This window comes from Pseudomonas sp. UTLPPB19802, from assembly GCF_059730225.1.
Genome location: NZ_AP048545.1, coordinates 7,070,443 through 7,082,863, shown reverse-complemented (window position 1 = coordinate 7,082,863; position 12,421 = coordinate 7,070,443). Strand labels below are relative to the sequence as shown.

The following is a 12,421-nucleotide window of genomic DNA, read 5'->3' as shown; positions in this document are numbered from 1 at the left end:
GGCGACAGGTTATGCGCCGTCCTGGCCTTGGGAAACAGCGATTTGCCTGCTAGTTTGTCAAAGAAATTTTGACAATCAGCGGGAGCACCCATGGTCAGCCTGGACCGATTCGACACTTTCAAGGCCGTGGTCGAGGCCGGTTCGCTGACGGCTGCAGCTGAGCTTCTGGGGCAGACCCGTGCGGTGGTCAGCTTCAACATCAAGCGCCTGGAAACCGAGTTGGGCGTGACCCTGCTGACCCGTAACACCCGGCGCCTGGCCCTGACCGAAGCTGGCGAGCGTTTCTACGGGCGTTGCCTGAGCATGCTCGAAGAGGCGCGGCTGGCCATCGATGAGGCCCGTTCGGAACACACGCAGCTGCGCGGTACGCTGCGGATCACCACCACGGTGGAATACGCATTGGCCAAGGTGGTGCCGGCGCTGGAGCGGTTTCGCCAGTTGCACCCGGAGTTGAAGGTGCACCTGTCGACCTCGTCGACCCATGCCGACCTGATCTCTGAACGCTTCGACGTGGCGATTCGCCTGGGCCAGGTGTCCGACTCCAATCATCGGGCTACGCAACTGGCGACCTTCCGGATCTTTGCAGTGGCTGCGCCGGTATTCGTCGCCGGGCTGCCCGGCGCCGACCTGCCTGGCTTCGCCGCGCTGCAGCAAGCGCAGAGCCTGGTGCATGGCCGGCTGGGCGACCTGGCGCTGGTCCATGTGGAGAGCGGTGAGCGGTTCGTCTTCCGGCCGGGCGCGGAGCAGTCCCGGATCGTCGCGGATAACTCATCGGTACTGCGTGGTTTCGCCCTGGCCGGGCAGGGCGTGGCGATTCTGCCTGATTGGCTGGTGCAGGAGGACTTGGACAGCGGGCGCCTGTGTCGGCTGATGAGCGATTTCGAGTTCGCCGAGCAGGGCATCTATGCGTTGTATCCGGACACTCGGCACCTTCCGCTGAAGGTGCGGTTGTTCATCGATTTCATGAAGGAGCAGGCCTGATCAGAGGCGGCTTCCCAAGCCGAATTTCTTCATCAGCACTTTCTCCAGCAAACCCTTGGGCAACAGGTTCGCCAGCAGGGGCAAGGCCCGGCTGCCATTGCCCAGGCGTAGCAGGCGCGGCGGTTTTGCCTGGCCGGTGGCCTTGAGCAGGCCGGCAGCAAACTCACCGGCCGGGGTCGGGCGGTCCTGCGAGGCGTTGGCCCGGGCGCGAATGCCTTCGCGCAACGGCCACCAGGGCGACGCTTCGGCGATCAGTTGCTCGGCTTCATGGCTGGCATTCTTGGCGAAGTGAGTATCAATGGCGCCGGGCTGCACTTCCATCACCCGTATGCCGAAAGGTGCCAGCTCCATGCGCAGCGCATCGCTCAGGGCGTGTACCGCCGCCTTGGACGCACAATAGGCGCCGGCAAACGGCGTGACCAGCACGCCCGACACGCTACCGACATTCACCACCAGGCCACGGCTGCGACGCAGCGCCGGGAGCAGGGCGCGGGTGACGCCGACGATGGCGAAGACGTTGGTTTCGAACTGCCGCTGCATCGCCTCGACGCCGCCATCGAGCAGCGGTCCCATGGCGCCGTAGCCGGCGTTGTTGATCAGGATATCCAGGCCCGCCGGATGCTGCGCGATGCGCTCGGCAAGTTGCCGCAGCGCATCGGCGTCGTTGACATCCAGCTGCACGGCGGTGAATCCGGCGGTGGCCAGCGCGGCGACATCCTCGGCCTTGCGGGCGGTGGCCCAGACCTCGTGGCCGGCTTCTCGGAACACATCGGCCAGGGCGCGGCCGATACCGCTGGAACATCCGGTGATCAGGGTAACGGGCATGGGCACATCCTTACGAGGCCAGGGAGTCGAAGACCTCCGAGAATACCTTGTCCGTGACAAAAAGGAGTGAGTCGAATCCCTGTTTGATCTTTTCCCGGTGGGTGCCATGCATGCGGCTCTGCCCACCGTGACCATCGAGGAAAAACAGGGTGGGGACGTACTGGATCTCGATATTGGGTTGCAGCAACTTGAAGATCGGGAAGCTGAGCTGGAAGAACGCCACTTTTCCCCGATAGGGGCCGGCGGCCAGCGCGGCGATCTGCAACTTGAGTTGCTCGCAGGGCGGGCAACCATGACTGTAGACCAGCACCACCGAAGGCTTGGGGCGAATCAGCGGCACCTCCAGGCTGCCCAGCTCGCTGCGAAATGCGCGCCGGGTCTTGATCTCGGTGACGGTGGTGTGAATCTTCATGCTTGTTTCCCGCTCGGTGAATGCACCGCGAGGGGGTATTCAACGCCAAATTCATAGGCTTGTAACCTGTCAAAAATGACAGGTGGCGATTGGCTATTACTGCCTGTTTCAGCCGGAAAAACTGCCTTGCAGGCGTTCGGCACGAAACTCCAGGGTCTGTGGACGGTAGCCGCTGCGCAGGGGGGGCATCGGCAGGCAATCCTCCCAGGAGCCTGCTGCCTGCAACTCGCCGGGGCCGCGGTAGCGGGGGGCTGCATAGCTGTTTTCAGCGAGGTTGACGGTATCACCCGGCGCGTACGCGGCAATGCGCCAGCGCAGTTCGACCAGCGGCACGTCATTGTCGTTTTTCATCTTCAGTTGCAACGGTCGGTCGGCCGGGCAATGTTCGGGTGCGTAGCTGATACGCATTTCCAGGCGCGCCAGCTGTCGCGCTTCGCGGGTATCCATCCAGGCGACCCAGGCGGCGACCATGCCCAGCCCGGCCAGGGCGGCCATGGACACCGGCAGGGCCTTGGCGGGGTAGCGCAACAGCAGGATCAGCCAGGTGATGATCAGCAGGACGCCGATGAACATGAAGGGATGCCTCGAAAATGCAGGAAGCCTCATCCTAACAGTGTAGGTGGCGTGGGTTCACCCTGGGGATTTGCTCATGAATCAGGCATTGCCAGCATCCCTTGCGGGAACTGCTGCAAGAGGAGGGACACCCCCGACCCTGCACGCCGCGGATAGGGTACGCGGAGTGCAGGGCGGAGGTGGTGGAACGCGGTGCGTTACTGGGCGATGGTTTTCACCGACACGCCCCGTTCGACCGGGGTCGAACGGCCGTAGATATCTTCGAAACGCTCGATATCGTCTTCGCCCAGGTAGCTGCCCGATTGCACTTCGATGATCTCCAGCGGGATCTTGCCCGGGTTGCGCAGGCGGTGCACCGAGGCGATCGGGATGTAGGTGGACTGGTTCTCGCAGAGCAGGAACACATTCTCGTCGCAGGTCACCTCGGCGGTGCCGCTGACCACGATCCAGTGTTCGGCGCGGTGGTGGTGCATCTGCAGCGACAGGCACGCCCCCGGCTTGACCGAGATGTGCTTGACCTGGAAGCGCCCGCCCATGTCCACCGAGTCATAGGAGCCCCATGGCCGGTAGACTTCGCAGTGGTTCTGGGTCTCGTTGCGGCCCTGTTCATTGAGGGTGTTGACCATCTGCTTGACGCCCTGGACCTTGTCCTTGTGGGCAATCATCATCGCGTCCTTGGTCTCGACCACGACGATGTTCTCCAGGCCGATCACCGACACCAGCTTGCCGTTGCCGTGGATCATGCAGTTGCGGCTGTCCTGGATGACCACGTCGCCCTTGCTGACGTTGCCGTTCTCGTCCTTTTCCTGCACTTCCCAGAGCGACGACCAGCAGCCGACGTCGCTCCAGCCGGCAGTGAGTGGCACCACGCAGGCGCGCTGGGTCTTTTCCATCACTGCATAGTCGATGGAGTTGTCCGGGCACTGGGCGAAGGTGGCCTCGTCGAGGGTCACGCTGTCGGCATCCTGTTCGCTGCGCTCGAGGGTCAGCAGGCAGGTGTCGTAGATGTCCGGATCGTGCTTTTTCAGCTCTTCGAGGAAGCGGCTGGCACGGAACAGGAACATGCCGCTGTTCCAGAAGTAGCCGCCGGCCTCGACGAACTCGACGGCGCGTTTTTCATCGGGCTTCTCGACGAACTGCGAGACCCGGCTGACGCCTTCCGGCAGCAGTGCATCGTTGCTCGACTTGATGTAGCCGTAGCCGGTCTCCGGCTTGGTCGCCGGCACGCCGAACAGCACCATCTCGCCGCGCTCGGCGGCCACGGTGGCCAGGGCCAGGGCGCGCTGCAGGCCCTTCTGGTCCTCCAGCACGTGGTCGGCTGGCAGTACCAGCATCAGCTCGTCGCGGCCTTCGTTGACCAGCATCATCGCGGTCAGCGCCACGGCGGGGGCGGTGTTGCGGCCGAAGGGCTCCATCAGGATGCGCTGGGCTTCGAGCTGGCGGTTCTGCAACTGCTCGCTGACGATGAAGCGGTGGTCCTTGTTGCAGACCACGATCGGGGTGTCCATGCCTTCGAACACCAGGCGTTCGATGGTCTGTTGGAACAGTGTCTGCTCACCGGTCAGGGCGAGGAACTGCTTGGGAAATTGCTTGCGCGACAGTGGCCAGAGACGGGAGCCGCTACCACCAGAGAGGATTACCGGGATCATGCTGTTACTCCTTTAAACGATATTAGGTTCAGAGCTACTGTGTGCTGTCTTGTTGTTGTCCAGTGCCGGGATATGGCCTGTAGGCGCGCTGCAGGGTGCTGTCCTGCTCCCACAGGCACTGCACTCAGGCATCCCGGCGAATTCATCAGCGGGTCGACACGGGGCGCTTGACCCAGACTGGCGACAGGCTGCTGCCACTGCCGGTGACGTAGAGCACCGCCGCTTCGCCGCGCTCCAGGGCGACTGGCTTGAGGTCGCTGACCTTCTGGCTGCCGTCGTAGAGGGCAAAGCTGACTTTCACCGGGTTGATTTCACGCTCACCGCGACCCTTGGCGGCTACCGACTGGACCACGTCGGTCTTGCCGTCGGCGGTCTTGAGAGTCAGTGCCTTGTCGCTGAGGTTCTGTACGCGTACCAGGGACTTTTGCTTGTTCTTGAACGGCGGCTCTTCGATCAGCTGGGGCTGGCCGCTGGCGTTGTTGACCAGGGTGTAGTAGTGATCGGGAGCGAGCTTGATCGGCAGGCTCTGGCTGCCGACCTTGGCGCTGTAGTCGCCGCCGGGCATGAAGCTGAAGTCACTGCTGGCCAGTGGCGCGACGTCGTTGAGCGCGGTGGCGCCGACGGTGGCGCTGACTTCCTGGTTGCTGGCGTTGTACAGGCGCACGAAGCTGGAGCCTTTCGGGGCGGTCGGGCCGTACAGGGCGGCGTCGCCGGCAGCCCAGACCTGCAGCGAGAGCAGGCTGAGGCCGGCGGCCATGGCCAGGGTCTTGAGGGTACGGCCGTGGGTGTTACCACTAGTAGTAAAAGTCATGGTGCATACCTCTTTTTCAGTTTTGTGCCTGTGCAGGCGACTCGGATCGGGTTGTGTTCAGAACCAGGTTCTGTTGGCGGATACCAGCGGCTTTCAGTTGCGCGACCCACTGTGGATCGGCATCGCCGATTTCGTTGTTGACCGGCAGGTAACGCTCCGGGAATTCCCAGATCAGCACCTGCGGTGGGTTGTCCTTGAAGGCATCGCTTTTCAGGTAGGCGAGCATCGGCAGGATCGGGCCATGGCCGTCTTCGGCGTAATTGACCACGTCGCTGTGCAGCGCCTGCTTCAGCGCACCGACGAAGTTCCAGTTCGGGTTGGCGCTGTAGCTGGTACCGATCAGCGCCACCGGTACCTCGTTGTCGGCGAACAGGGCGTCGTCGCCGGCTGCTTGTGCTTCGACCGCACGGGTCACGCGTTTCTCCAACGGCTCCTTCGCCGGCATCAGGTTTTCGAACAGTGGGTCCAGCGGCAGGAACAGGCGCAGGTCGCCCTTGTGTGCTTCGGTCTTCTCGGCCTCGGTGACGAAGCGCTGCGGCTGGCCGCTGAGCGGCATGGCCTGGGCGATCGCCTTGGCCAACTGGGCCGCGGCGACCTGGGCACCGTCCGGGGTCCAGTGGGTGTCGGTACGCAGGAACACCTGCCGGCCGTTCTGCTTGGCCTGTTGCAACGGGCCGAGCAGGTCGGGCGCAAGGATGTGCTCGGCGGCGGCACGGGCGTGGAAGTCGCGGTAGAGATCGGCATGGATGCTGGCCGGATGCTCGTCGCCCAAGTGTTCCGGATACAACCGGACCTTGGCCGGAACGATTGCCAGCACCAGGTTCACGCCCTTGGCCTTGAGGGTCTGGCGCACGCCTTCGACCAGTGCGTAGTTGCCTTGCAGGTTCTGCTCCTGGCCAGCGACCGGCTTGAACTCTTCGTCGCTGTACAGCCACTGGTCACGGCCCAGCACGACGCCGGGACGGCCTTCGTTGAACAGCTTGAAGTCCAGCGCGGCCCAGAGGTTGGTGCCCAGGCGCTTGATCGGGAACTGATCGTCGTAATGGGTCTCGATGGCCTTGGTCCAGCGGCCGTTGAGCACCGTCGCGTCGGCATTGGTGCTGAAACCGATGAAACTGCGCAGCGACCACAGGCCCAGTGCCAGCAGCAGGACGAGGAACAGCGCGATGTAGAGGATGCGTAATGAGCGGGTCATGGTCGGCTCCCTCAGAATTGGAAGTAGAGGAACGGCGAGAAGCTTTGCGCCGAGAGTTTGAGAATCGAGGCGATGAACAACAGCAGCACCAGGGCGCGCATCACGTAGCGCGGCCAGTCGGCAACCCAGTAGGCTGGTTGCACCTGGGCTTCGACGCCGACGGTGTAGCCAGGCTCATGGATGCTGCCGGCAGCTTCGCCGGGGGCAGCCTTGATCAGGCCGGGCTGGGCTGCGCCCGGGCCATCGGCCGGCTTGGCTTTCGTCTTGGTGGCAGGTGGGTCGCGATACAGGTCGCGCAGGCCGAAGAACGCCAGGGTCGCGTAGGCCACCACCAGGGTTGCCACTTGCAGGCCGGTGAGGCTGGCGCGGTTGAGTTCCGACAGCGACCAGTCGCCGAAGCTGAACATGGCGCCGTACATGCGGCCGGCCACATGCAGGTTCTCGGCGCGGAAGATCACCCAGCCCATGATCACCAGCAGGAAGGTCAGGGCCCAGCGGATCGGGTTCAGGCTGCGCGGCGTGGTGTTGATGCCCAAGGCCTTCTCGATCGCCAGCCACATGCCGTGCCAGGCACCCCAGACGATGTAGGTGATGTTCGCACCGTGCCACAGGCCACCGAGCAGCATGGTCAGGAACAGGTTGCGATAGGTGATCAGGGTGCCGCGACGGTTGCCGCCGAGGGTGATGTACAGGTAGTCGCGCAGCCAGGTCGACAGGCTGATGTGCCAACGTCGCCAGAACTCGGTGATCGACTGGCTGATGTAGGGCTGCTTGAAGTTCTCCATGAAGCGGAAGCCCATCATCAGGCCCAGGCCGATGGCCATGTCGCTGTAGCCGGAGAAGTCGAAGTACAGCTGCGCGGTGTAGGCCAGGGCGCCGAGCCAGGCGTCACCGGTGGTCGGGTTCTGCAGGGCGAAGCAATGGTCGGCGACCACCGCCAGGGTGTCGGCGATGAATACCTTCTTGATGAAACCCTGCATGAACCGCGTGGCACCCTCGGAGAACTTGTCGAGGGTGTGGGTGCGGTGGTTGAACTGGTCGGCCAGGTCACGGAAGCGCAGCACGGGGCCGGCGATCAGGTGCGGGAAAATCGCCACGAACGCCGCGAAGTCGATCAGGTTGCGGGTGGCCGGTGTGTCGCCACGGTAGACGTCGATGATGTAGCTGATGGATTCGAAAATGTAGAACGAGATCCCGATCGGCAGCAGCACGTGGGTCAGGATGAACGGCTCCAGGCCGAACGAGGTCATGATCGCGTTGAGGCTGTCGACGCCGAAGTTGGCGTACTTGAAGTAGCCGAGGATGCACAGGTCGACCGCCACGCCGAGCAGCAGCCAGCGCTGGGCCGGTTTGCTGCGTACGCCAGCGGCGCCCACCTTCAGGCCGATCCAGTAGTTCCACAGGGTCACCCCGGCGAACAGCGCCAGGAAGTCGACCCGCCACCAGGCGTAGAACACGTAGCTGGCAACCAGCAACAGCAGGTTGCGATAGCGTTGCCCGCTCAGGTAGTACAAGCCGAGAAAGATCGGCAGGAACAGGAACAGGAACACATTGGATGAGAAGACCATCCCGATCTCTCCTTGTCTGATCAACAGTCCGGGGCCAAGACCCCCCCAAACCCCCCGCAAAAATGAGGGGCTGTACATCGGTTTCTTGTGGTGAGGGGTTTTGCCCCCGCTAGGCTGCTTAGCAGCCCTGAAACCTGAGTCCGCGTTTTTCAGGCAGGCCGGGCTTGCCGGTTTTGGGGCTGCCTTGCAGCCCAGCGCGGGCAAGCCCGCTCGCCACTGAAAAGTGCTTTAAGTCCGCTAGTGGTTGCCCTTCTCGTGCGTCGGGTCGTAGACCTTGGTCACGTCGCCGCCTAGGCGGAAGGCCTTGAACGGCTGCATTCCGTGCTTGCGCTGCAGTACATCGTCCGGGCAGGTGTAGAGCGTGCAGTAGGGCTCCAGCCAGGCGAATTTGCTGTCGACCTTGAGGTCGGTCATGTCCTGTGCCTTGCCATTACGATCCTTGAACGGGCTGGGGTCCTGAACCCCGGCCAGTACCCGGTCACCCAGGCGCTTGAGGGCGCCGTTGTTTTCCTGGCGCAGGTCGACGCCGTTGGCCTGGGCGAAGCTGGCGATCATCGCCAGGGGCGGCAACGCGTAGTTGTGATAGGCCAGGGCGCGTTGCTGGCGCTTGAGTTCGTTGGGCAGGAAACCCTGCGGGTCGACCTGGTTGGCGGCGATCTTGTATTCCTTCACCGACCAGTCGAACAGGTCGCGGCGGTCGGTGGCGATGGCAGTGGCCATCACTGCCCAGGCGGCCCAGTACGAGTGGTTGTTGGTCTTCTCCAGCGGCAGGTTGTCCCAGTCGCTGACCACCTGGTCGGCCAGCTTGCCGAACCACGCCTCGATCTCCTGGGCTTCCTTCTGGTGGGTTGCCAGGGGACGGGAATCGGAGAACTTCAGACGGATATAGGACGAAGCCATGCTGCCCAAGGCCCATTTGCGCATGGACTTGCCGGTGTGGTTGAAGTCCTTGGAGGTCAGGGCATCGGCCTGGGCCCAGGCGGTCAGCCAGTTCAGGGTGCAGCTCAATTCCTGCGGACGGCCGTCGCGCATGAACTGCATCACCTGCTTGCTGGTGCCGCGCTCCATGCTGGTGATGTCGGCGGTGCTGTCGTGAAAGGCTTTTTCCGATTGCACGTTGAGGGTCGCCCGGGCCTTGTCGGAACCTTCGTATTTGCTGCGGAACTGCAACTGGCCGGTGTAGGGCTGGGGCATGGCGTCACAGCCGTCGTGGCTGTCGCTGCTCTTGATCTTGTCGACGGCGGCGAAGTAACCCTGCGGCGGGCGCAGTGGCGCCGCGGCCTGGGCGGACCCGGCGAAGATCGCCAGGCCCAGCAGTGAAGGAACGAGCAGTGTGCGGATAGTCATCTTCAGGCACCTCATAACCCGGCCTGGGCCCGATGGGGCTCGGCGCTGGGGAATACGTTGCGTTTGCAGATCTTCGCCTCGACCTTCTGTGGTGCAGTGCCCGGCTCGGGGCCCTGGACTTCGACCGCCAGCAGGTTCTGGTTGGCCCAGTCTTCGTCGGTGCGCAGTTCGAAGGCGAAACGTCCGTCCGTGTCCGATGTTTCCGGTTTTTCGATCTTGATGTCCTCGTGGCGGCCGTTCATGTACCAGAGGGTCGCGTGCAGGGTTTTCACCGAGGTATCGGCGAAGCGGATGTCGACCTGGTGGCCGCTGTTGCGCAAGTCACGGTTGCTGCTGTTGACCAGCAATTCGTTCTTGCCCGGCTTGACCGTGGTGCTGGTGGTCATGTCGGCGTTCTTGCCTTCACAGCCGTTGTCGAGAAGGGACATCATTTGCCGGTAGATGGTTTCCTGGTCCAGGCGATAGAGCGGCGAGAATTCCCAGATGAGGATCTTCGGTGGCGTCTTCTGGAATTCGTCACTGCCCAGGTACTGCAGCATCGAGCCCTCCAGGCCGCCACCAGGGAAGGCGACGTTGAGGATGTCGGCGCCGATGTACTGCTGCAGGAAACCGGAGAAGTTGTAGTTCTTGCCACTGTGGCTGGTGCCGACCAGGGTGATCTGCGGGTTGCCGGAATCGCCGAACAGGTCACCGTCCGCCGCCTCGCCCTTGGGCTCGGTGGCGAACTGTTCCATGTACTGGATGGCGTAGCTGGTGCCGCACAGCTGGCCGGCCATGTTGTGCAGGGTGCCGGTCTTGCCCATGCGCCCGGAGACGTGGGTCTCGAAATCACGATGGGGAATGTCGGCGAAGCCTGGGACCTTTTTCACGGTCTCGGCGACGATCTTCGCTGTGCGTTCGGCGCCGTAGGGGGTCCAGTGCTGGTCACCGCGGAAGTAGAAATCGTGGGCCTGCTGCTCGTTGGTCAACGGCGACAGGTCGGGCACGTAGTAACCCATCTTGGCGAAACGGCCGAGCATCGCCTGGTAATTGTGCAATGCCTTCTGGTAATCGAACTTGTCGCGCTCGGCCGGGAACAGCTTGTTGCGGTTCACCAGGCCGCGGGTCGGCTGGTAGACCACCACCAGCTCGACGCCCTTGCTCTTGAAGGCATCGTGCAGTTGTTGCAGGCGTTTGTAGCCTTCCGGTGTGGTATCGAACTCGGTGCGCAGGTCTTCCTGGGTACGGAACAGCCAGTCGCCCTGTGCTTGCACCAGGGTGGTGAAGTTCTGCTGGTAGCGGGTCACGTAGTTCTTCGCATCGTGGGCCGCCGGGCACAGGCTGCAGCAGGGCTCGGCAGTGAACTTCGGCGCTTGCACTTCTTCGGCCCGCAGATTGCCGCTGGCTGCGAGAATCCCGGTGGCGAGGGCGCAGAGGCCGAACAGTTTGATCAGGTGTGGGTTCATTAAGGTCGTCCTCAATCGCGCATTTCGGTCTGGCGTTCGACGGGGTCGATCAGCACGGCTTTCTGCTGGCGTACCAGCATGTCGAGAATTTCGTCCTGGCGTTCACCGAGCACGCCGGTGAAGCTGATGCCGCTGCTCTTGGTCGGTGCGAGCATCGACACCCGATACAGTTCCAGGCTCAGCGGCGAGTCGATGGACAATGGGCCGCTGCCGTTACCGGCCAGTTCACCGCCGACCACGATCAGCGAGACTTCGGCGTCGAACGGGTCGAGCTTGATATCGCGGTCGGTGTCGCTCAGGTCCTTGATGTGGCCGTAGATGCCGGTGAGGCCGTTGGCCATCGACAGGTTCTCGTACAGGCGCACGTTGACGCTGTTGCGAATGCGGATGCCGTGGCGCTTGTTGCCGATCAGCTTGTTGGCGTAGATCAGGTTGTCGGCGCTCTCGTAGAGGGTGATGCCGTCGGTGTGGTTCTTGTAGATCTCGTTGTAGGCGATCAGGTTGTTGACGCTGTTGCGGTCGATCACCAGCCCGGAGAGGTGGTTGTCGTAGCTGCGGTTGTTGAAGATGAAGCTGTCGTTCACTTCGCGGGAAATGATGATGCCGTGCTTCTTCTTCGTGCCGTGCACGGTGTTGTCGGCAATGATCAGGCCGTGGGAGCGGTCGTGGGGGTCGATGCCGTAGACGATGTTGTCGCGGTAGGTGTTGCCCTTGACCACGAAATCGCGGGTTTCATAGCAGTAGAAGCCGTACCACATGTCACTGAAGTCCGAGCCGATGATCCAGCCGGTCGGTTCGGGACGCTTGAGGACCTTGGCCATGTTCGGCGTGTATTGGGAAATACTGACGCCGTAGGACTTGCTGTTGGAGTAGCCGAAGCTGGCCATCCTGCTGTTGACGATGTAGGTCTCGGTGCCGCCCCAGGACAGCAGGAACGGGCGGAATTCCTTCGGCGAGCGGAAGGTCGCCGGGCCATTGTCGGCCTCGCGCCAGCCGGTGACCTTGGTATCACGCACGAACAACTGCCCGTCGTTGACCAGGAACGCACCGCCTTCCTGGGACAGCCGCAGTTCCTGGGTCTGCTTGTCGATTTCGAGGATGCCCTTGCGCCCGACCACGATCGGTACCCTGGCCAGGAACACGCCTGGCGAGGTTTCGCTGATGTACTTGGCCGGTAGCTTTTTGACTAGGTCCTTGAGGTTCAGGTAACCGTCATCGATGAAGATCGCCTGGGGGATGCCGTGCTGGCGCACCACCCATTCGGCCATTTTGTTGTCACCGCCGATGAAGTCCTTGAGGGCGTCTTCCTGCATCATCCGGCGCAGGCTGACCTTGCCCGGCTGGCTGCGCGCGATCTTCGCCGCGACGGCTTCGGCGGTGTAGCCACCGAGGTCCGGCAGCTTGGGTTTCTCCAGGTGCAGCGGCTCGGTCGGCGCGCTGCTGACGGTATAGGTCTTGGCCTGCTGCAGTTCCTTGGCAATGATCGGCGCCTGGCCGTTGGCGGCCGGCTTCTCGACGCTGGCCAGGGCCGTGCTGCCGGCCAGCAGCAGGGCGGCGGCGAGAACGCTGAGCGAGCCTTGCATGGCGATGTGATTCATCTCGGAAACTCCCTTCG

General features: G+C 63.0%; 11 protein-coding genes. 1 reads left to right on the top strand and 10 read right to left on the bottom strand.

What is annotated here, in order from left to right; all coding sequences use genetic code 11:
• Positions 1–90: 90 nt before the first annotated feature.
• Positions 91–981 (top strand): LysR family transcriptional regulator, encoded by an 891-nt coding sequence (locus AC6I6U_RS31295; protein WP_497879790.1) that lies wholly within the window; start codon positions 91–93, stop codon positions 979–981.
• On the opposite strand, the gene AC6I6U_RS31290 is transcribed toward AC6I6U_RS31295, so the two are convergent.
• The 10 genes from AC6I6U_RS31290 to algG all read right to left on the bottom strand — a co-directional run bounded on the left by AC6I6U_RS31290 (position 982) and on the right by algG (position 12,404).
• Positions 982–1,806: an SDR family oxidoreductase gene (locus AC6I6U_RS31290; RefSeq protein WP_497879789.1), complete on the bottom strand. Its 825-nt coding sequence runs from the start codon at positions 1,804–1,806 to the stop codon at positions 982–984. It lies immediately after the preceding gene.
• A gap of 10 nt (positions 1,807–1,816) precedes the next feature.
• A complete protein-coding gene (locus tag AC6I6U_RS31285) occupies positions 1,817–2,218 on the bottom strand; it encodes a thioredoxin domain-containing protein (RefSeq protein WP_497879788.1) in 402 nt (133 codons plus the stop codon).
• Between the two features lie 108 nt (positions 2,219–2,326).
• Entirely contained in the window at positions 2,327–2,791 is a 465-nt protein-coding gene (locus tag AC6I6U_RS31280; RefSeq protein ID WP_497879787.1) for a multidrug transporter, read from the bottom strand.
• A 197-nt stretch (positions 2,792–2,988) separates the two neighbouring features.
• Positions 2,989–4,440 (bottom strand): mannose-1-phosphate guanylyltransferase/mannose-6-phosphate isomerase, encoded by a 1,452-nt coding sequence (locus AC6I6U_RS31275; protein WP_497879786.1) that lies wholly within the window; start codon positions 4,438–4,440, stop codon positions 2,989–2,991.
• Between the two features lie 145 nt (positions 4,441–4,585).
• Positions 4,586–5,251 carry an alginate O-acetyltransferase AlgF gene (locus AC6I6U_RS31270; protein ID WP_497879785.1) on the bottom strand — a complete coding sequence of 222 codons (666 nt, stop codon included), beginning with the start codon at positions 5,249–5,251 and terminating at the stop codon, positions 4,586–4,588.
• A 16-nt stretch (positions 5,252–5,267) separates the two neighbouring features.
• Entirely contained in the window at positions 5,268–6,446 is a 1,179-nt protein-coding gene (locus AC6I6U_RS31265; protein ID WP_497879784.1) for an alginate O-acetyltransferase, read from the bottom strand.
• 11 nt (positions 6,447–6,457) lie between these two features.
• Positions 6,458–8,014 carry an MBOAT family O-acyltransferase gene (locus AC6I6U_RS31260; protein ID WP_497879783.1) on the bottom strand — a complete coding sequence of 519 codons (1,557 nt, stop codon included), beginning with the start codon at positions 8,012–8,014 and terminating at the stop codon, positions 6,458–6,460.
• Between the two features lie 237 nt (positions 8,015–8,251).
• Positions 8,252–9,361, bottom strand: coding sequence for a mannuronate-specific alginate lyase (locus AC6I6U_RS31255; protein WP_497879782.1), 1,110 nt, complete (start codon positions 9,359–9,361; stop codon positions 8,252–8,254).
• Positions 9,362–9,372: 11 nt separating this feature from the next.
• Positions 9,373–10,806 (bottom strand): alginate O-acetyltransferase, encoded by a 1,434-nt coding sequence (locus tag AC6I6U_RS31250; protein ID WP_497879781.1) that lies wholly within the window; start codon positions 10,804–10,806, stop codon positions 9,373–9,375.
• Between the two features lie 11 nt (positions 10,807–10,817).
• On the bottom strand, positions 10,818–12,404 hold the full coding sequence (algG, locus tag AC6I6U_RS31245; protein ID WP_497879780.1) for a mannuronan 5-epimerase AlgG: 1,587 nt from the start codon (positions 12,402–12,404) through the stop codon (positions 10,818–10,820).
• Between the last annotated feature and the right edge of the window lie 17 nt (positions 12,405–12,421).